Annotated in this window: 18 protein-coding genes; 4 read left to right on the top strand and 14 right to left on the bottom strand. The window is 46.3% G+C overall.

Going from position 1 to position 20,337, the window contains the following annotated elements:
* The first annotated feature begins 453 nt into the window (after positions 1-453).
* Positions 454-2,427, top strand: a complete 1,974-nt coding sequence (locus tag QUA62_RS02840) for a calcium-binding protein (RefSeq protein ID WP_333402282.1) — start codon at positions 454-456, stop codon at positions 2,425-2,427.
* A 1,132-nt stretch (positions 2,428-3,559) separates the two neighbouring features.
* Here the strand turns inward: QUA62_RS02840 and QUA62_RS02835 are convergent.
* The 4 genes from QUA62_RS02835 to petN form a co-directional block, all read right to left on the bottom strand.
* Positions 3,560-3,748 carry a CsbD family protein gene (locus QUA62_RS02835; protein WP_006631016.1) on the bottom strand — a complete coding sequence of 63 codons (189 nt, stop codon included), beginning with the start codon at positions 3,746-3,748 and terminating at the stop codon, positions 3,560-3,562.
* 85 nt (positions 3,749-3,833) lie between these two features.
* Positions 3,834-4,076: a DUF167 domain-containing protein gene (locus QUA62_RS02830; protein ID WP_333402281.1), complete on the bottom strand. Its 243-nt coding sequence runs from the start codon at positions 4,074-4,076 to the stop codon at positions 3,834-3,836.
* Complete coding sequence (locus tag QUA62_RS02825; RefSeq protein ID WP_333402280.1) at positions 4,073-4,672, bottom strand: DJ-1/PfpI family protein; 600 nt, start codon at positions 4,670-4,672, stop codon at positions 4,073-4,075. Before QUA62_RS02825 ends, QUA62_RS02830 begins: the two co-directional genes overlap by 4 nt.
* A gap of 91 nt (positions 4,673-4,763) precedes the next feature.
* On the bottom strand, positions 4,764-4,853 hold the full coding sequence (gene petN / locus QUA62_RS02820) for a cytochrome b6-f complex subunit PetN (RefSeq protein ID WP_071883976.1): 90 nt from the start codon (positions 4,851-4,853) through the stop codon (positions 4,764-4,766).
* A gap of 82 nt (positions 4,854-4,935) precedes the next feature.
* Here petN and QUA62_RS02815 point away from each other — a divergent pair, with 82 nt between their 5' ends.
* Complete coding sequence (locus QUA62_RS02815) at positions 4,936-5,415, top strand: hypothetical protein (RefSeq protein WP_333402279.1); 480 nt, start codon at positions 4,936-4,938, stop codon at positions 5,413-5,415.
* A 141-nt stretch (positions 5,416-5,556) separates the two neighbouring features.
* On the opposite strand, the gene QUA62_RS02810 is transcribed toward QUA62_RS02815, so the two are convergent.
* From QUA62_RS02810 to QUA62_RS02785, 6 genes are all read right to left on the bottom strand, one after another.
* Positions 5,557-6,231: an SDR family oxidoreductase gene (locus tag QUA62_RS02810; protein ID WP_333402278.1), complete on the bottom strand. Its 675-nt coding sequence runs from the start codon at positions 6,229-6,231 to the stop codon at positions 5,557-5,559.
* 171 nt (positions 6,232-6,402) lie between these two features.
* A complete protein-coding gene (locus tag QUA62_RS02805; protein WP_333402277.1) occupies positions 6,403-7,014 on the bottom strand; it encodes a methyltransferase domain-containing protein in 612 nt (203 codons plus the stop codon).
* A gap of 227 nt (positions 7,015-7,241) precedes the next feature.
* On the bottom strand, positions 7,242-8,285 hold the full coding sequence (gene bioB, locus QUA62_RS02800) for a biotin synthase BioB (protein WP_333402276.1): 1,044 nt from the start codon (positions 8,283-8,285) through the stop codon (positions 7,242-7,244).
* 17 nt (positions 8,286-8,302) lie between these two features.
* Positions 8,303-9,607: an adenosylmethionine--8-amino-7-oxononanoate transaminase gene (bioA, locus tag QUA62_RS02795; protein WP_333402275.1), complete on the bottom strand. Its 1,305-nt coding sequence runs from the start codon at positions 9,605-9,607 to the stop codon at positions 8,303-8,305.
* Between the two features lie 215 nt (positions 9,608-9,822).
* The gene (locus QUA62_RS02790; RefSeq protein ID WP_333402274.1) at positions 9,823-11,235 is read right to left on the bottom strand and encodes an adenylate/guanylate cyclase domain-containing protein; all 1,413 of its coding nucleotides are present in this window, start codon (positions 11,233-11,235) and stop codon (positions 9,823-9,825) included.
* Between the two features lie 251 nt (positions 11,236-11,486).
* Positions 11,487-12,956 carry an adenylate/guanylate cyclase domain-containing protein gene (locus QUA62_RS02785; RefSeq protein ID WP_333402273.1) on the bottom strand — a complete coding sequence of 490 codons (1,470 nt, stop codon included), beginning with the start codon at positions 12,954-12,956 and terminating at the stop codon, positions 11,487-11,489.
* A 304-nt stretch (positions 12,957-13,260) separates the two neighbouring features.
* Here QUA62_RS02785 and QUA62_RS02780 point away from each other — a divergent pair, with 304 nt between their 5' ends.
* Entirely contained in the window at positions 13,261-14,010 is a 750-nt protein-coding gene (locus QUA62_RS02780; protein WP_333402272.1) for a methyltransferase domain-containing protein, read from the top strand.
* Positions 14,011-14,155: 145 nt separating this feature from the next.
* A complete protein-coding gene (locus QUA62_RS02775; RefSeq protein WP_333402271.1) occupies positions 14,156-15,514 on the top strand; it encodes an FAD-binding oxidoreductase in 1,359 nt (452 codons plus the stop codon).
* Positions 15,515-15,631: 117 nt separating this feature from the next.
* On the opposite strand, the gene QUA62_RS02770 is transcribed toward QUA62_RS02775, so the two are convergent.
* The 4 genes from QUA62_RS02770 to QUA62_RS02755 form a co-directional block, all read right to left on the bottom strand.
* Positions 15,632-16,015 carry a hypothetical protein gene (locus tag QUA62_RS02770; RefSeq protein WP_333402270.1) on the bottom strand — a complete coding sequence of 128 codons (384 nt, stop codon included), beginning with the start codon at positions 16,013-16,015 and terminating at the stop codon, positions 15,632-15,634.
* Positions 16,016-16,385: 370 nt separating this feature from the next.
* Entirely contained in the window at positions 16,386-17,276 is an 891-nt protein-coding gene (locus QUA62_RS02765) for an ABC transporter permease (RefSeq protein ID WP_333402269.1), read from the bottom strand.
* 891 nt (positions 17,277-18,167) lie between these two features.
* Positions 18,168-19,190 (bottom strand): ATP-binding cassette domain-containing protein, encoded by a 1,023-nt coding sequence (locus QUA62_RS02760; protein WP_333402324.1) that lies wholly within the window; start codon positions 19,188-19,190, stop codon positions 18,168-18,170.
* Between the two features lie 689 nt (positions 19,191-19,879).
* Positions 19,880-20,068: a hypothetical protein gene (locus QUA62_RS02755; RefSeq protein ID WP_015175516.1), complete on the bottom strand. Its 189-nt coding sequence runs from the start codon at positions 20,066-20,068 to the stop codon at positions 19,880-19,882.
* Between the last annotated feature and the right edge of the window lie 269 nt (positions 20,069-20,337).

The raw sequence follows: 20,337 nt of genomic DNA, 5'->3' as shown, positions 1-20,337 counted from the left end.
GGTACCGAGTTCAATCCGGGCCAGAATTATTAAATGACGGCCCTGCCTGGAAAACCGGAAATTGCCACAAAGCCTTGTTACCAAGTAACAAATCTCCCAATTTCCCTTGTCTTCCCGATCACCCTGATCTGCCTTTTTTAATCTTTAATTTCCTCCCCTGGACGCGATCCCCGACCGCCAATCCAGAATGGAACATTAAGAATATGAGCCGCGTCTTCTTGAGCGTGAGCACCTGAGACAGTGCACCAGGATTATTAAAGGGTGAAGACTTTGAAAATAAAAGCTTACAAGCAAAAAGTCCGCGAGGGAGAAAGTCTAGACAGGGTTAACGCCAGTAGGCTAGACTTGCGGCTGGCAAACAGGTTAAACTACAGCGGAATCCAAACATTCGGTGTTCTAGGCAGTGTCTGTAGTCGCACCAGCGATGACCAACAAGTAGAGGAGTGAAGCTTTATGACAACGTTAGATGACAATCCTAATCAACTAGATTTAAACCTTCCGGGACTAGGCCCGGATACAGTATTCGCCGGAGCCGGGGCGGATTTCGTTAGAACTTCCACCCTGGGCGGCAGCTTAATATTTGGCCAAGCCGATAACGATACTCTAGTTTCAGTTGGCCCGAACGATACCATATACGGCGGCGACGACGAAGACTCAATCAGATCCCAGCGCACTCCGGCTTTGCTGTTTGGCGACGCAGGCTCGGACACCATAGTCGCTGAAGCCCGCGCTACCGTGGCCGGCGGTTTGGGAGACGACATCCTCCAAGGTACTGTCGAAGCTAACCTGATGTTTGGTAATCAGGGCGCAGATACCATGCTCGGAGGGGCGCAGAGAGGAGATTCCCTCTACGGCGGTAAGGACAATGACGCGATCGGCTTCTTCATCGCAGGCGGTGGCAACAACCTTTCTTTACAGGGTGGCTTGGGTATTGGCTTCGCTGGCAATGAAGGCAGCAACTACTTGCGGGGTGATTTGGGCGACGACTTAGTTGTAGGTATCAATGTAAGAGACACTCTCTTTGGCGGTAGAGGCAACGACACCCTAAGAGGTGTGGCAAGCAGCAGCTACCTGTCCGGGGATAATGACGACGACATCTTAGTCATTACCAACAGTACACAAAGCAGCCCATTTACTTCCGCCGTGATCACCATCGGAATTGAGAGAACCACCTTGATTGGTGGTGGCGGCAACGATTCTCTCACCGGGGCGATCGGCGAGTTTGGTGCCGGCAGAAACTTCTTTGAGGGCGGCGACGGTAACGACACGATCAACGTTTTTGCCACTTCTGATACTGCGTTGGGAGGTGCAGGCGACGACTTCATCGTGTCGGCGTCGGTGCCGAATGTAATTTCGAGCGTAGGCGCCTCCAGTTCATTTCCCGGCTTCGCGGGTCGCAACTTGCTCGACGGCGGAGTGGGCAATGACACGATCGTCGCTGCCTTCTCCAGCGATACGATGATTGGCGGTGAAGGCAACGACAGCCTGAGCGGTACCTTTACTAACGCAGCCGGTGGAGATGGCAACGATACTATCAATGCTACCAGGGCCTTCTTTGCTGGTACTGGTAGTGCTTTGATTACTCTCGATGGCGCGCTGGGCAACGATCTGTTAATTGGCTACACCAATCCTGCTCCTACTCCTAGCAGCAACTTCACCGTCACCAACCTCATGAACGGTGGCGAGGGAAGTGACACCATCATCTTTGGCAGCCAGCGCGATCGCGTGATTGGCAACGTTGCCGGTAACGACTTCATCTCCTACGCTAGCGGCGTCACCTTTACCGGCACAGTCGCCAACTTGATTACCGATACCTTAGGCAGCAACTTCATTATTGGTGGCAACGGCACTGATGTCATCACGACTGGTAACGGGGATGACATACTGTTCGGCGACACATCCAATACTACCCTCGGAGGATTCGGGGACGATACCTTAAATGCTGGCGCCGGGAACGACACGATGCTGGGCGGCTTTGGGAACGACTATTTGATCGGGGGCGACGGTAACGACTCTCTCGGCGGCGGGCCTGGTGCTGACACCCTGATTGGCGGATCGGGTAATGACAGCTTCTACTACAACAACTTCGGCGAGGGCGCCGTGGGTACTAACATAGACCAAATCGGCGATTTTACGGTAGGTCAAGACAAGTTTATCTTGCAATTCAACAGTTTCCCCGGCTTGTCAGCAGTCGAAGGTACGAATCGACTTTCTTCGAGGTCGTTCTTGGTGCTTGAGAACGGGGAGTACACTGGCCAGTTTGGTCCAGCCGGGGCGCTCGCGTCACAGGCGTTCCTCTTTTATGAAAATGGCACCGGACGACTAGGATTTGACTCTAACGGTGTTGGTACTACTGGCGGAGAAGTTACGCTGGCAAGACTCAATGGCAGACCGAACCTGACGGCTGCTGACATTACCCTGATTTAATTTGGGTAAAAGCGGGTGGGGTCAATTCTGAAACATCGCCCTACCAACTCCAAAAACTAATTGTGCTATGTTTCGAGCTGGGGATATCCATCCCTGGCTTTTTTGTGGGCATTAGCATGGGGCAATTTTAGATTTTACATTTTAGATTTTAGATTGGTAATTTTAATCGAAAATCGAATGGGGTATGGAACGGGTTCACCGGTGAATTTGGCCACGACCCAATAATCTTTAGAACTGACGCATCAGAACCAAAGAAACCAAGTTTTTCACTCCTAGTTAAAAGCCGGGATGCAGTATTTCGGTAAAAACCCGGTTTCTGCCTCCAAGACTAAGCTTGATAAACCCGCCCCCAGTGCAGTCAAAAAGTGAGGTACAAATAAGGAAAACAATTAAAGACCTAGATATTGTTGCTTTAACAGAAGATTTAGAAGCAAGCCATTTTGTAAAAAAAATAAATCATTAAATTACATAAAGGACAAGTAGGAACAGTTGTGATGGAATTTAATGGCAGTGCTTTGGAGGTATAATTTTATCCTCCAGAGGGCACAACTTATGAAATGGAGACAATTCCCGCCACAATGTTAATGCTTTTACATTATGAATTAGTAGCATCTGTAGGGGCGGTTCGCCAATGAATTTTGCCAGGCACCAATAATCTTTATCAGGACTTACGCACCGGGACTAAAGAAACCGGGTTTTTTCACCAAGATTAAGGGTGTGAAACAAATATTTTGGTTGAAAAACCCGGTTTCTGAACACAGTTCTGTTAAGCCCGATCCCCCCTAGTCCCACCCTCCGCAGCCCACCCCCTACTTCTCCAAGGGGGGAATGAAGGGGTGAGAAGAACTTACTGAAAGTCGCCCTTATTAATGGGAATTTACGGGGATTTCCGAGGAATAAACAGTTTTAACCCAAGCGTATTGCTTTATACTCAGCGCTGGACGCGCTCCGGCAAAGAAACCGGGTTTTTTACCGAATCGGCTGGCTGCAACGCGTCTTTTCGTCCATCAAACGCGGTTTCTGGGTTCCAATGCGTCCAGGACTATAATCTCGGAAAAATATCTATAAAAAAACCAGCAAACGATATGTTTGCTGGATTGAGTAGGCAGGAAACTTGTAGCAAATACTGTTACTAAGCTTTGTCTACAATCTCTTTTGCTTTATCTTTGAGGTCTTCTTTCAGGTGAATTGCTGATGCTTCGTCCTGCTTGGCTTGACCTTCTAATTTATCTTTCTGATTGCCTGTAACTTCGCTAGCAGCTTCTTGGATTTTGCCTTCAATATTCTTCGCTGTTGCTTCGACTCTATTTTCAATGCTCATAATTTTATATTCTAACTCTACAACTACTAATATATGATTTTAAAGTTTAGTCTGAATCCCTCTTTAGATAGATGTGTTATTAGCTTTATTTCAAAGTTAAAGGTTCGATTGGTATTTCCACAAGTTTATTTCGGGAGGAAAAACCGGATTTAATGCCGATCGCAGATTTAGGCACTTTAAACTTTTTCGCTAACAGGATGATTAATTCTTGATTGGCTTTACCATTAACAGGGGGCGATTTGAGATGTATTGTGAGGCTGCCATCGGGTTGTTCTTCGATGCTTTGCTGTTGGGAATTAGGTTTAACTTTGACTGGGAAAATAGTCATACTTCGACTTTCTCTGAATGTTCGATCTTCGTTCCCAAAACTTTCAGGAATTCAGCCAGCCAGTTAGAATGTGCTGGCCACGCGGGGGCGGTGACTAAATTGCCATCGACTACGGCTTCGGTAACGGGAACTTCTGTATATTTGCCGCCGGCCCGGAGTACGTCGGGGCTGCAAGCGGGGTATGCGGTGCAGCGTTTGCCTTCGAGTACGCCTGCTGCAGTTAGAACCTGTAAGCCGTGACAAATAGATGCGATCGGCTTTTTGCTGTTGGCAAAGTAGCGGGTAATTTGCAGCACTTGTTCGTTGAGGCGGATGTATTCTGGGGCGCGCCCTCCCGGGATAATCAAAGCGTCGTAGTCTGCCGGGTTGATTTCGTCAAAAGTCGCGTTTAAAGTGAAGTTGTGACCGGGTTTTTCGCTGTAGGTTTGATCGCCTTCAAAGTCGTGAATTGCGGTGCGAATTGTTTGGCCTGCAGCTTTGTCCGGGCAGATGGCGTGGACGGTGTGACCTACCATTTGCAGTGCTTGGAAAGGCACCATTACTTCGTAGTCTTCTACAAAGTCGCCGACTAGCATTAAGATTTTTTTTGCTGTCATGTTTCCTACTCCTGTTATTTTGATTTGGTTAAATAGGATTTAAAAAAATGCGGGGCTGTTAAAAAGCCTGCCCCGCAAGCTATTCTGGAATCTAGAAACCGTTGCGTCCCCAAATGACCATTGAAATTGAGAAGGAGAACAGAACTAGCACCGAAACCCAACCGAGTGACAAAATATCCATAGCTATTTATTGAACAAACTGTACAAAGTGACTCCAAACCTTATGATAAGTCAATTTGAGCCATTTTTGAAATGAGGGCGCTGTGAAGGACTCGTCAAATTTTAGTGCGGCTGAACGGGTAGAATCTTTGAAGGCAGGGACTGTTGCTGGTTTGTCTTGTTTGCTTGGTTTTGGGGCTATCGCCCTTGGTAATAGCTTAATTCTAGCGGATAGGTTGGATTCTCTGGCGAGTTTGCAGGTAAGGGAAATTGACCTAAATTTTGCCTTCAGAGGGGCGATCGCACTTTTAGGCGGTTTTTTGTTCGGCGTGACTTACCGCTATGCGATTCGCCGAGATGTTAACCCGCAGCTTAAATCTGGTGCTGTGTTGGCTTTTGGGTTGGTGCGGGCTTTTGGACAATTGGATGCTGGATTGTTTTTTGAACCCGGGAAGATGCCCGCCCTACTGGAGTTATTGCCGTTTGCTGTTCGCGGTGCCGAGAGTGTGGTATTGTTTGCGATCGCGGGTTTGGTTTTGGATTGGGCGATCGGGCGATCGTGGATTAAGCCGTTTGATTCTTGAGTGCAAAATCTTGCAGCATTTTTAGGAACAGGCAAGATGCCTGTTCCACAAAAGTTCAATTTTATTGTGGGGCGTTGCTCCTAGCCCGCCCAAAAAATACAATTTAGATGCGAAACAGCTTATTGTGCGCTAAACCAGCCCCTAAAGATTTAATACCTCAAATTCTGGATTGCCGTAAAGCATTTGCCTGTCTACCGCCGACAAAACTTTATTGTTAGCAGCATCAGAAACTAAACACTGACAAACTAGCTGCGCTACATCCGCCCGGTGAATACTTCCAGCAACTCGACAATCTTCTGTTAAAATACCGTTGCCTGTGGCAGGTTCCGATTTTAGTCCCCCCGGACGAATCACTGTATAAATCATCCCGCTTTCTATCAAATGATTTTCGGCTTTTTCTTTCTCAATTAAAACCGGGCGCAAAGTTTCTAAAGCTTGGGGCGGCAAAGCGCCGGCACTATTACCGCTACCGATGGATGAAACTAAAATAAATTTTTGCACGCCTGCTTTGACAGCCGCATCAATCAAGTTTTTGTTGCCCAAATAATCGGATATTTCTCGATCTTTTGGCAAGCTGCCAATTGTGCTGATTACGGCATGAATTGGCTCGCCGCCAGCCATCGCCGCTTCCATACCGGCAGCATCCAAAGCATCGCCAGTGACGACTTTGATGCCCCTGGTTTCTAATTCGGTGCTGGTTGCGGACGATCGCAAAAGTGCAGTTACTTGCATCTTTTGTTCTACCAACAACTTCGCGATTTCTAGCCCTACGCCTCGGCTAGCACCCGCTAAAAAAATGTGGGATTTCTCTGTCATATTAATTGTGTTTTAAGTTGTGCATAAATTGGTTGTTTTGACTGTGGAACAGTATACAACAATCCTCTGTAAATTTTTGAATTAGTTTTTTTTAACCGCAGAGGGCGCAGAGTACGCAGAGGAAGAGAGGGGAATGATTCGCAATTACCTATTCCCAATTTCCAATTTACGTTAGATTTTTCTGCCCACCATTACTACCCAAGATTGAGCTTCGCGGGGTAAGCCGGGGGGGCGATAGTAGTGATTGACAATTGCAAATCCCGCTTGTTCTAAACAAGGCGCTAAAGTATGATATTCCCATCCGGCAGTATAGCGTTTTCCCGTCGGCCGCTCGTCGTATCCCTCCCAATTTCCCCGGCACATTGACATGACAATTGCACCGTTAACAACTAAGGCTTTGTGCAAATCTTGCAGCACTTTCACCATCTCGTCGCTGGGAACGTGAATCAGGGAAGCATTGGCAAAAATACCGTCAAATTCTGCTTTTGGCAAGTCTAGGTTCAGAAAAGATTGCTGCCAAACTTCGCATCCCGATAACTTCTTAGCTATTTCTACAAAAGCCGGAGTTGCATCTAAGCCTACAACTGTGTGTCCTTGGCTCTTGAACGCTACTAAATCTCGTCCCGGGCCGCATCCTATATCGAGAATTTTACCGGGATTGCGGGGCATAGCAGCGGTCAGTGCATCGCGATTTTGGGATACGTCGTGATGCCAAGTTCCTTCTCGGAAAGATTCGGCAGTTAGCTGGTATTCTGCGATCGTAATTTCTTCGCGTTTGTCCACAATTTCCCCCTGTTGTAAGATTTTAGATTTTAGATTTTAGATTGAAGAATGTCAACCTTAGAATAAGGGTTTCTGACTACAATCTAAGAACTTAAGGCTTACGCATTTGCTACGTCAGAAACCAGGTTTCTTTTGCCCCTGCGTAAACGTGAAGTAGAGATATTGGGTAGGCACACGGCCGTGCCGTGTCCTACTCTATTTTATCCGGTTGATAACTGGTGTAAGAGTTAAACAGCCAGGGTTTTTTGTGCGGATTTTGTAACGGCTGAATCAACTTCTAAAAGAGAACCTTCGGGGGATTCGATCGCAAATCCCGCATCTCGAATCATGTCCCAATCTTGATGGGCAGCTTGTCCGGGAGTTGTCAGATAATCGCCAACAAAGATAGAATTAGCGGGGTAGAGTCCGAGAGGTTGCAGCGATCGCAAATGCACCTCCCGTCCCCCAGCAATCCGAATTTCTTGACTGGGAAGCAAAAATCGGAACAAACAGAGAATTCGCAAACATTGGCGGGGAGTTAACCTGTTCACATCTGCAAATGGCGTGCCGGGAATCGGAATGAAAAAGTTGACCGGCACGCTAGTAACGCCCAACTTGCGAAGCGAAAGCGCTAAATCGATCGCATCATCATCCGATTCGCCCATCCCCAAAATTCCGCCGGAACAAGTTGTGATTCCCGCTGCTTTTACGTGTTCGACAGTTTCCACCCGATCGCCAAAAGTGTGAGTCGTGCAAATGTCCGAGTGATATGATTCGGAAGTATTGAGATTGTGATTTACGCGATCGACTCCTGCTTTAGCCAAACGGTGAGTTTGTTCCTCGCTCAACAATCCCAAACAAGCACAAATTTTCAGGTTATGATTTGCCTTCACAGTCTCGACAGCATCCAAAACGCGATCGAAAGTAGATGCGCTGGGTTGGCGGCCCGAAATCACCAAACAAAACGTACCAGCTTTTAAGTCTGCTGCGCGTTGGGCGGCATCCAGAATTTTTTCCTTAGCTAAAAGCGGATATTTCTCAATTTCCGCAGTCGAAATTTTTGACTGAGAACAATAATGGCAATCTTCAGGACAAAGGCCGCTTTGAGCGTTTAACAAATAGTGCAGCCTGACTCGGTTTCCCCAGTAGTGGCGGCGCACCCGATAAGCTGCGTTTAGTTGTTCCAGCAAAACCTCATCCGGTGCGCGCAATACGGCTAAAGATTGCTCGCGAGAGATACATTGGCCCGCCAGCGCGTCGTCAGCCAAATCGTTCCAATTGGGTAAATTCATTACTAAAATTAAAGGGGTTACAGAGTATCCAAAACCTGACGAATTATCCGATAAATCGATTCGAGTTCATCAGGAGAAATGCAGTAGGGAGGCATCAAGTAAAGCGTATTTCCCAAGGGACGGAGCAAAAACCCCGCTTCGAGAAATTTGGCTTTCAATACAGGAGCAATGTCATTAAAATACCCCGAAACGCTTTCGGTTTTCACATCCATTGCTGCGATGGTGCCGCAAGTCCGAATCCGTTCGAGTTTAGGATGATTTCTCAGCCATTGATTCAGGTATTGGCGGTGCAATTTTTCCATCCCTTGATACACATTTGGGTTTTGCTCCAAAAGCTCCAAGGATGCTACACTCACCGCACAAGCTAAGGGATTTCCGGTGTAAGAATGACTGTGAAAAAAAGCTTTGTCCGGTTCATCTCGCCAGAAAGCTTGATAAATATCCTCCGATGCCATTGTGACAGCAATTGGCAAACAGCCGCCAGACAATCCTTTAGACAAACACAAGATATCCGGTGAAGTTCCCGATTTAAGCGAGGCAAACAGTTCGCCCGTGCGGCCAAAACCCGTCATTACTTCATCGTAAATCAACAATACATTAAACTGGCGGGCAAGTTGTGCGAGATCCTGCAAAAACTCAGGGCGGCACATTCGCATTCCCGCGGCACCTTGCACCAAAGGTTCGATAAAAATTCCCGCATAGCCGCCCTGCTTTAACAAAAACTCCAATTTCTCTAAACTCGCCGCCTCCTTGCTTTCCACCTCCTCGTCGCCGTCAAAAGTCGCCGGAAAAGGAACAACATCCCCAGCAAACATTAAAGGTGCAAAAGATTCCCACCACAGCGAACTTCTGCCAGCAGACATCGCACCCACAGTATCGCCGTGATAACCTCCCTCAAAACTAATAAAGCTAGTGCGGTTAGTTTCTCCGAGATTGCGCCAATATTGAAATGCCATTTTCAGAGCCACTTCAACAGCAGTCGATCCGTTATCAGAAAAGAAAATCCGCGTTAAAGAAGCAGGCGTATGAGTTAGCAACTTACTCGCCAGTTTCTGGGCAGGTTCGTGAGTAAACCCCGCAAAGATTACGTGTTCTAATTTTTGGGCTTGTTCGTAAAGAGCCTCAGCGAGAACCGGATGGCTGTGCCCGTGAACAGTCACCCACCAACTAGAAATGCAGTCGAGAATTTGCCGCCCGTCTGCCAATTCCAGCACCGATCCTTTGCCGCGAATTACCTTCAGCGGCGGGGCAGCCGTTTTCATTTGCGTGAAGGGCTGCCAAATCGGTGAATTTGAATAATTATGTTCCTGATCCGCAGTCATTTTTACAAATCAAACTAATATTAAGTCGCCTTTTAATATAGCAATTTCCCCTCACTTATGAACTTTTTATTTTTTCTTCTTTCTTCTTCTCTTCCTTCGTGTCCTTAGCGTCTTCGCGGTTCGTTCAAAAAAAATCTAGTTGGGTGTCGAGGGCGGCTGCGCTGCAGCGTCTGCCGCCAGATCGCGTATTCCCCAGCGATGGTTAAATTTGTCAGTTACAATTTTCGGCCTTTCAGCAAATAAGTCGTCATTGCTCCTTTGCCTTTAACATTAATTTTACCGCGCTTTTCCAACAAATACTTATCGCACAGCAACTCATAAGTTGAGCTGCTAACTTGAATTTTACCCGGAAGCCCCTGAGATTCCATGCGGCTTGCTGTATTCACAGCATCTCCCCACAAATCGTAAATAAACTTTTTAGTGCCGATGACCCCTGCTACCACAGGCCCAGTATTAATGCCAATGCGGATATTGAGAGGTTTACCGCATTCGTCGCGGAATTTCATAATTTCTTCCTGCATTTCCAGCGCCATTTCGGCAATAGATTCGGCGTGATTTGTACAGGGAAGTGGCAAACCGCCTGCTACCATATAATTGTCGCCTATCGTCTTAATTTTTTCTAAGCCGTATTGTTCGCTTAAGCGATCGAAAGATGAAAAAATTTTGTTAAGTAATTCTACTAATTCTTCAGGAGACGTGCGCGACGATATTTCGGTAAAGCCCACAATATCAGCAAACAAAACCGTAACCTCGGCAAATCCGTCCGCAATATTTATCTGACCTTGTTTTAGGCGATCGGCAATCATTACCGGTAATATATTTAGTAATAAACGTTCCGACTTTTCTTGTTCAGCGCGCAATACTTCCTCAGCTTGTTTACGCTGTGCGATTTCCTTGTATACTCGGTGAAACATTTGATTGAATGCGACCATGAGTTCTCCTAACTCGTCATCCCGCTTGACAGACAGAGAGTAGAAATCAGGTTGTTCTCGATCTTTGCTCAAAGCGTCTCCAGCAGCGATCAAGTCATCGCGCAATCTCAAGAGAGGTGAAATTACTGTCACCCCTAAAAAAAACATAGTCACAGAAGTGACAAAGGCTGATATAATGATGACTAGAACGGCAATCCGCCCGATAAATGCGTAGAGTTCGGGTTGAACGGTGGAAGCATCGTGGCGAACAATTAAGATGTAATCGCCTCCAAAATGTCGCTCCGTCCAAGCAATATCGTAGCGCTTGCCATCGAAATTGTGACTGTGAACTATACGAGCTCTTTTTAATTGCTTTAAACTGATTTCTGGGGGTTCGCCAAGTGTATAGATTAGCTGACCGTTAGCTTGGTAAATAGATAGTCCTAACACTACTTGAGAATCCTTAATAATATTTTTTACTTCTTCTTGCAAGAAAGTGCGATCGGAAATATCTTGTTGAAGCAAAAACTCTAGGGAATCAACAGTCGCGCGAGATACCTGTTCCAGTTGACTTAAAAGTTCATTTTCTCGCCGAAAATAAGAGGGAACTAAAATAATTCCCTCTATGACAAGAATGCTAGCAAATACCCACAAAGCTATTTGCCTAGACAAGCGAGATTGGAAAAATTTTAAGAACGATAAAATCCGCGACCGCATAAAATTTACTATTTTGCCAATGGCTAATGTAGGACATAGGAAAAAAACCGGGTTTCTGGTAACCAATTTTGGGTGTGTCAACGAAGCAACCGCGCAGAAACCGGGTTTCTCACATCCCCTGTGTAATTCCTGTAATTTTCAGCAGTCCACAGCCAGCAGCTATTAACTGTTAGTTCTTGGCTGACGACTAACAACGAATGACTGATGACTTCGGACTAAGTAGCATACCCCTTAATAATATAATAAACAAATTAAACAGAAACTGCGCTGACTAGCCTGCCGGCAAGCAGATAAGTATTCATATCGCCCTTGCCTTTGATGTGGATAATTCCTCTGTCTTCAAACAGATACTTATTTTGCAAGAGATCGTAAGTTGATTGTGTGACTTGAATCGCCCCGGAAATTCCGTGGGATTCCATGCGAGATGCTGTATTGACGGCATCGCCCCAGAGGTCGTAAATAAATTTTTTAGTGCCAATAACCCCGGCAATGGCAGGCCCGGTATTGATGCCGATGCGAATGTTAATTCCTGCATGATGTTTGGCATTAAATTTGGCTAATTCCTCCTGCATATCTAAAGCCATTTCCGCAATGCTTTCGGCGTGGTTGGTGCTGGGATTTGGCAAACCTCCCACTACCATGTAAGCATCTCCAATTGTTTTGATTTTTTCCAAGCCGTACTTTTCCGTTAAACCATCGAAGGCTGAAAAAATTTCGTTGAGAAACTTGAGCAATTCTTCGGGAGAGATTTGTGATGAAAGCACCGTAAAGCCTACGATATCTGCAAACAAAATCGTGACTTCTGCGAAGCCGTCAGCAATACTGCTTTGACCGTCTTTTAGCTTGGCAGCAATGGATTCTGGTAAAATATTGAGCAGCAGGCGATCGCTCTTTTCCTGTTCTTTTACCAATTCTACATTAGTTTCTTGCAATTGTGCCGTGCGTTCCCAGACGCGCTGTTCTAATTGTTTAGCATTTTGGCGCAACCTGCTGATAGATAAAGTTAATCCTGTGACCCCTAAAGTTGAAAGTCCTACTAACAGTAAAAACAGGTTCTTAAGTTCACTTTGAGTGTTTTGGGTGATGGTACCGAGAGGTTGAGTAATTTCTAATATTCCCCGCACATCTCCCAATTTCCAATCAGTTTTAGGACTGTCAGGGTGAGTATTGTGACAGTTCACGCAGCTAGAACTTAGAATATCTGCCTCGGCATATCGAAATGCTGGTTTGCCGCGATAATCCTCACGGCGAAAAAACTTTTGTGTCGGATTTTGCGTCAAATACGTAATAGCTTGCCGTTCAAAATCGTCTCTGGCTCCGCCTTCTCCTCGCCGCCAGGGAAACGGGTAGTCGCTGTAGAGACGAAGTGATACTTCGGGATTTTTATTGGTGATATTTTGACCGACTTCTATTAAGAAAGCAGCCGGTACCGGAATTGTTACTTTTGTCGGGTTGTAGTCGTGGGTAAAGTTAATCGCTTTAGCGGTGTTTAGAGGATTGACAACATCGGAACTGTAAAGGGTGCGGGCTTCTTTAACTGCTTGGGCATAGAGGGTGGCATTTTGGAGGGCTTGGGATTCGATTAGGGTGGAGGAAAGACGAGACATATTTGCCATCGCTACTCCTACACCTACACAAAATAAAATTGTCAGCGCAAGCAGAATCCGCTTATAAATTAATTGGCTGATGGCAGCCCGACTGCGAGAAATCAACTGGCGCATGGTATCCTCAAGCCTGAGCTTTAATCTTTATTTCAATTTATGCACTACTAACATAACACTGCTTGTTCAGACTGTTTTGCTGGCGTCCGGGGTAAACCAATACTCTCTGGGTGCAACCGAGGGTTAATTATGGTTTACCCCAAGTGTTTCGCTTATCCGTAAGAATACGCATAACTTGATAGTGCTTTTCTGTTGAGTGAAGTACAGATGATCGAGTAAGGACACGGCACTACCGTGTCCCTAGTTCACGCATTTTTTGTTCTACTTCGGTTAGGATAGCAATTGTACTCTATGGTTGGCGATCGTGAATTCTGACTCTACTGTCTCACCTACTAACAAGGAAATTTTTCCGGGAGAAGTTTTCGTCAATACTGCTGATTTTGATACCGGCATTCGGCGACTTTTACCTAAGTATGACGAAATGCTGGATGTATTAGCCGACTGCATTGCTAACACAAACCCTCGTATTTTAGAACTCGGCTGCGGTACCGGGGAACTCACTTTAAAAGTTCTCCAACGCTACCCATCAGCGGAAATAGTGGCTGTCGATTACTCGCCGCGAATGCTTGATTTTGCCCGTGCCAAAATAGAGTCGGCAGGATACGCAGCCCGGTGGACTGGCCTAGAAATGGATTTTGGAGAATGGGCGAACAATCCAAATTTCTCAGGCTTGGGCGATAAATTCAATGCTTGCATTTCCTCTCTGGCAATTCATCATCTTGAGGATGAGATGAAGTTGAAATTGTTTCAACGGATTCGCGAAAGTTTAAATGCTGGTGGCTGTTTTTGGAATGCCGATCCTCTTTTAGCAGAATCAGCAGCAATGAAAGATATTTATCAAGCGGCGCGAGAAGATTGGGCGCGGACTCAGGGGGAAACCTTAGCACAAATTCGCGCAAATGTGGGAACGAGTGTCTCTTACGGGTATTCTAATCCCGATCGCCTAGCTACACTTTCGGCACAGTTGGAAATGCTGGTAAAAGCTAGATTTGACACTGTTGCAGTTCCTTGGAAATACTACGGTATGGCGGTGTTTGGGGGATTTGTTAATTGAGAAAAGCAGTCCTGGAGGCGGAACTTCTATATGTAGGGTGCGCGAATAAGCACCTTACTGCTTAAAGAAAGATTGCAGTTAGTATTTTATGTTACTAAGTTCTGCTTGAGAAAATATATAATACTGCCAGCATTGAGGAAACAAAATGACTGCAACTGCGATTCAAAGTATTGACTGGGATGCTTTTTCTTCGGAACTATCGGGAATCGAAATAATTAGCGATCGCGCGCAAGTTGTCAAGCTATCTCAAGACTATTATCACTTCAGTCCAGTTTTGCAACCTCTCTTAAGTGATAAAACAGGAGATTTAGTAGTGCGTCCCGCCAACGAAGCCGAAGTTTTGCGGATTGCAGCAGCCTGCGTCAAATCCAAAATTCCGCTAACTGTTAGAGGTGCAGGAACGGGCAATTACGGGCAGTGCATTCCCCTCAAGGGCGGGGTCATTTTAGATACCAGCAAAATGAACGGTATCCGCTGGATTAAACCGGGTTTAGCTTGCGTAGAACCGGGGGTGAAAATGTCGGTTTTCGACAAACAAGCGCGAGAAACGGGTTGGGAATTGCGGATGGTTCCCTCAACCTATCGCACCGCAACGATTGGGGGATTTATCGGCGGCGGTAGCGGGGGAATTGGTTCGATAACTTACGGGCAATTGCGCGATCGGGGAAATCTTCATGCCGTTCGAGTCGTTACAATGGAAGACGATCCCCGCGTCATCGAATTGCGCGGCGATGAAGTGCAAAAAGTCAATCACGCTTACGGCACAAATGGGATTATTACGGAGTTAGAAATTCCCCTCGCCCCTGCTTATCCTTGGGCGGAAATCATTGTCGCTTTTGACGATTTTATGACAGCGGCAAACTTCGGTCAAGCTTTGGGCGATGCTGACGGAATTATCAAAAAACTAATTTGTGTTTGTGCTTGGCCGATTCCTGCTTATTTTGCTGCTTTCCGCGAGGAGATTCCTGAAGGTAAGCACTGCGCTTTATTAATGGTAGCTGAATCTTGTCTGGAACCGCTGCAAGATTTAGTGCGCGAATATGGCGGCACAATTTGCTATCAAAAAAACGGGCAAGCAGCGAGCAAAGGTGCAGCAATTGCTGAATTTACTTGGAATCATACAACTCTGCACGCTCGCAGCGCTGACCCCTCTCTGACTTATTTGCAGACGCTTTTTCCCGCAGATAAAGGTTTGAAATTGATTGAGGAACTGTATAATTATTATGGGGATGAGGTGATGATGCACTTGGAGTTTTTGCGGATGAATGGCAAGGCGCTCGCCGCAGCTTTGCAAATAGTTCGCTACACTACGGAATCACGGCTCAATGAAATTATTCGCTATCACGAAGAGCAAGGCGCGCTGATTGCAAATCCTCACACTTATATATTGGAAGATGGAGGGATGAAAAGTATTAATGTGGAACAGTTGCAGTTTAAAGAGTTGGTCGATCCTTACGGTTTGCTTAATCCGGGTAAAATGCGGGCGTGGTTGGAACGGGATTAAGGGGGATGGTTTTTAGATAAGATTCGGATCTTGAAATCGCTGCTAGAGAAACGAAGCCCGCCTAAGCGCTGGCTACGCTCACGCGGACTGAGAAATGAGCAAACAGCAGTTGTAAATTTAAGGGACGGGGGCGGTAATTTCTGCTGGTGCGATCGCCCCTTCTGAAGGTACAGCTTGCTTTTCCAGTAGTAGGCGCTGTTTGTTCCGATATTCTGTGGCCGCATCGTTCAAATTTTGGCGCTGTTCGCTATTAAATTCTTCCATGCTGCGGCCACCTCCCAAATTGGATCTGTGAATTAAATCAAATATTCCGCTGCCGCTGCTGCGGCCGGAAAATGGGTCGGTATTGTCTTGAGTTTGAAAGTCTTGCAGCGGTTGGGCATTATTTAAACCGCTGGCTTGAGCGAAGCTTGCTTGAGGGGAGAACAGAGCACAGGATGCGATCGCGCTTGCAGCAATCCCAATCATCAATTTGCCCGATTTGGAAGTTTTGGTGTTCATAATTTATTAGTTGAACGTTCAAAAAAACAATTCTATCTAAACAATATTCTGACTTGCGACTAAATATTATATTACTTCGCTGGGGCTAAGGAGACAGCAATGCCCATTGGTGTCAACTTAAGCCTGAAAGCCTTGATAAATCTCGTTTTTACCTGAGTCCAGATCCCCCTAAATCCCCCTTAAGAAGGGGGACTTTGATCCATTTCCGGTTCCCCCCTTCTTAAGGGGGGCTAGGGGGGATCTAGGCTTAATAGTCCAACACCATTGTGTGACTGGGTTTGACGTTAAGTTGACACCAATGGGCTCTTGGAGTGTCCCTACAATTGACGGTGCAGGCTAAACGATCGCCCGCAGATTTGCCGCGATCACCCTAAGCAAACCTGCGTCTCAGCAGCGGTTGAATGCTCAGCAGCGCCACCAAATCAAAGGCTAGCAATACTAATAGCGCTCCTGCAAAGGTAACATTACCCCAAGGAGCTTGCATCACCACACTCGCTAGCGACCAATCGCTGTGCAGGTACAAATAGCGGATCGGTTCGATCGCGTAACTCAGAGGATTGAGAGTCACCACAACTTGCAGCCACTCTGGCATAAATGACAGCGGCGCGAGGGCTGTGCTGGCAAATAACAGCGGCAAGTTAGTAACAAAAATTACCGCTATTAATTCTACGTGGCCGGGGAGAGCGAAGGCTAAACCCAGACTCAAGCCGGTGACGCCCAAAACTAATAGCAGGACAATTAGGGCGATCGCCCCTAGTCCGGCAATTCCGGGGAATCCCGCGCCCAAAAACGCTCCCGCTGTAACGATTGTGCCGGTTTGGATAAAGCTGAGGGTGACGATAAAAATAGCCGAAGCTAGGACGATCGAAAATCGGGAAGCCAGCGGCGCGACTAACAAGCGGTTGAGAAATCCGAACTCGCGATCGAACATAATCGGCAAACCAGCATTCAGCGCCCCTGCAAAGGCAGTAAAAACGATAACGCCAGCGCCGAGAAATTGTCCGTAATTCTGGCTTTCGCCGAACAAGCCGGCGGGTGCATTTTCAAACAGAGCTCCGAACAAAACCAACCACATCAGCGGCTGAATAATTCCTGCAACTAGCGTCGAGGGGCGGCGCTGCAATTGAATAAACAGGCGCTTGGTTAAGGCGAGTGTTTCTTGGATGAAGTCGCCCAGCAGGGAACTGGAAGTGTCAGCGGATGCCGTGGAGAGTGGCCGCTGCTGGTTGAGGTTGTTGGGGGATGTAACAGTACCGCTCATAATTGCTTGTTGTTGATTTTGACTGTTGTGATTATGTTTACAGGAAATATGTTGAAAGCGATTTTGGCAGGATGCTTTGATTATAGGCTATTTGGAGTTGAGAGGGCGGGGTAGCTGCTGCTATTGCTGTTCATCGAGTAGCTGGAATGAAAGGAGAAAATTGTAGTAAAATGGGTAAAGGCTACATATTAATTTAGTTTCGGAAGTCTTAACAATATTTGAGGATAAATTGATGTCCTCAAGGGCGATCGCTACTTGGGTCAAAATCATGGAATCTTTGCCGGAAACTGTGAAAAATATAATTTTTCAACACCTGCAATAATTCATTGGCAAATTTAATATTACTTACTGTTTATTTGAATCCCGACAGTAAGTTATAAATTCCGGCTGAGATTGAAAGTCAACTGAAGCCCGGGGATAGATATACAGTTACTGTTACAGCATATAGCACTGTTTTTCAGAAGCTAAAAGCAGGTTTTGATTGGGAGGAGTTGCGGCGACGTAGAAACTCATTAGCACCCGATCCCAATCCGATGACAATCGATGAAATTTGTGAACTTTTCCGGGAAGTTCGTTGTGAAAAAAATTCTGAAAGAGAGTCACAGCTATGAAACTCGATAATAATTGAAAAATAAACTCTTATGCCATTTGGGCAGTATGTTATATAAAACAATCCTGGATGCAACATCACCGCAGACGGGGGCGACCACGGGGGATGGCCGCTACAAACCGGTATATATAGAGGCTTTGCGTAAGTCCTATAATTGTCATCCTGAATGAGAGTGTTGCGATCTTCGTGAAGGGTTGCTCTGATAATGAAAATTTACCGTATTACAAGGACACGGCGGTGCCGTGTCCCTACAGATGCCGCTTTCCACCAGCGGGTATAATTTACGATCGCATCGCCTGTTTTTGCTCCGCCTTCAAATCGCGGTTGCTAGCAGCAGCCAACTCCGCATCCAACAGCGTCTTACCAGTCGCAGCCAAATACACATCATCCAAACTCGGCCGAGATTGAGCAATCCCAAAAGTAGGAAGTCCCGCATCTTTCAAAGCTTGCTGAATACTCACCAGCGCATCACTTTGCGGTGTTACTACTAAATTCAGAGAATTTCCTTGAGCCGTGTTGACAATTACTTCCTGCACAAAAGGCAGAGATTGCATCAGATTTTTAGCTTTTTCAGCTTCTTCGATCGGCGAAAACTCCCGAATCCGCAGAGTCACCCGATCGCCGCCAACCCGATTTTTCAACTCTTCCGGCGTGCCCTGAGCAATCACCGTACCCTTGTCAATAATCGCCACGCGATCGGCCAAAGCGTCAACTTCTTCGAGATAGTGACTCGTAATCAAAACCGTCGTACCTTCCTCCCGCAAGCGACGCAGGAAATCCCACACTACCACCCGGCTTTCAATATCCAGCCCGACAGTCGGTTCGTCTAACACCAAAACATCCGGCTGGTGAAGCAACCCAGCAGCTAAGTCGAGGCGTTTGCGGATACCGCCGGAATAAGTACCCGTCTTTTTATTTTGCCACTCCTCCAAACCGAGGAGTTTTACCATTTCGTCAATCCGCCCTTTAATCGTATTGCGTGGCAAATGGTAAAGCGCTGCTTGCAGTTGCAGGAGTTCCCGCCCCGTCAGCACCTTATCGAGAGCAACTTCTTGGGCGACGTAGCCGAGTTTTTGTCTGGCAATTCTCGGCTGGCTGACAGCAGAAATGCCAGACACTTCAATGCGTCCGCTATCGGGCGCACTCAAAGTACAAAGTACCCGCAGGGTTGTGGTTTTGCCTGCACCGTTGGGGCCTAGCAAACCAAATATTTCCCCCGGTTCTACCTTGAAGGAAACATCTTTAACGGCTTCTACAGTGCCGTAGCGTTTCTGAAGATTTTCAATTAAAACGGCGGGAGCCATATATTTTGGGGATGAACTGGTTGTTAATATTTTGACACTTCTGAGCTCAAATTGCCGGAATGCTCGATCGACTAATGCGACTGGCTGTGCTGGTAACGATCGCACACTCCTCCTCAACCGGAAACTGCTTATAGTTTCGATTCTTAATATCAGTTTAACAAATATCAATTTTCTAGCGGTTTTCAACCCTGATCTAGCAGTTCTCAATAAAGTGAGGTCTTCCCTATGCCCTATGCCCTATGCCCTATGCCCTATATCAAGCGTGCACCTCATGTTACTGAGAAAGGCTATATTCATCAGTTTTCCCACTTTCCAATCTCCCCTCTCAAATCCAAAAAATTATGAGTTTTGAGTTAATTATAACTTTTCAGTTAGTAACTCAAAACTCACAATTTTTCAACAAGTAGAGATGCACCCGAAACCTGTTATTTTATAATTATCTCTACCTATAGGCTGATGTGTAGCGAGATTTTGATAATTAACACACTGGTCAAACACATCACACTTTCGAGTCCACTATTAAACACAAAAAACTTCCCGAAGCGGCAAGTTATACTTGTAACGAGTTCTCCAAAAAATGTAACTGTATGCCCGTGTTCTCAACCCCGATAGTTATCAGTTATTACCAATTCTTTAATCGAAAATCGAAAATGGTATTAACTCCCCTAAAGGGAGTGGCTGCCAGGTCTTTAATCGACAATTTTTACCCAACCGCGGCGAACGTTGTACAGCAGTCGGTTGATGATGGCATACTCATCTTCATTCAGTGTTCTTTCTAAAAGTGCAGATCTGAGCTGTCTCCGGTCGTGGCGAGTCACGACGCTGGAGAACATGACCTGACCAAATAACTCTTCCAGTGTCATTTGGGATACTGACATGATAAACCTCCTAGTTGATTGAGACAGATAAAATTTTCACAGGCTGACTGTAATCCTATTATGCTCTTTGCCAGCGACTTCACAGGCGATCGAAAACATTGACACAGTGTGATTTTTTGGTTAAAAATCTGTGACCGAGACTTTGATGCCAAGTGACTTGGATCTCTTAAATTTGTGATGCTTGTCACTGAAGTCAGGAGGAAGAACTCAGAAGGAAGAGGGAAAAAGACCTTCGAGCACGATCGCCAAATAATCGCTTCGCCGATCGC

The sequence above is a fragment of the Microcoleus sp. MON1_C1 genome, from assembly GCF_036701945.1.
Lineage (GTDB): Bacteria > Cyanobacteriota > Cyanobacteriia > Cyanobacteriales > Microcoleaceae > Microcoleus.
This window is presented reverse-complemented; position numbering and strand designations above follow the sequence as displayed.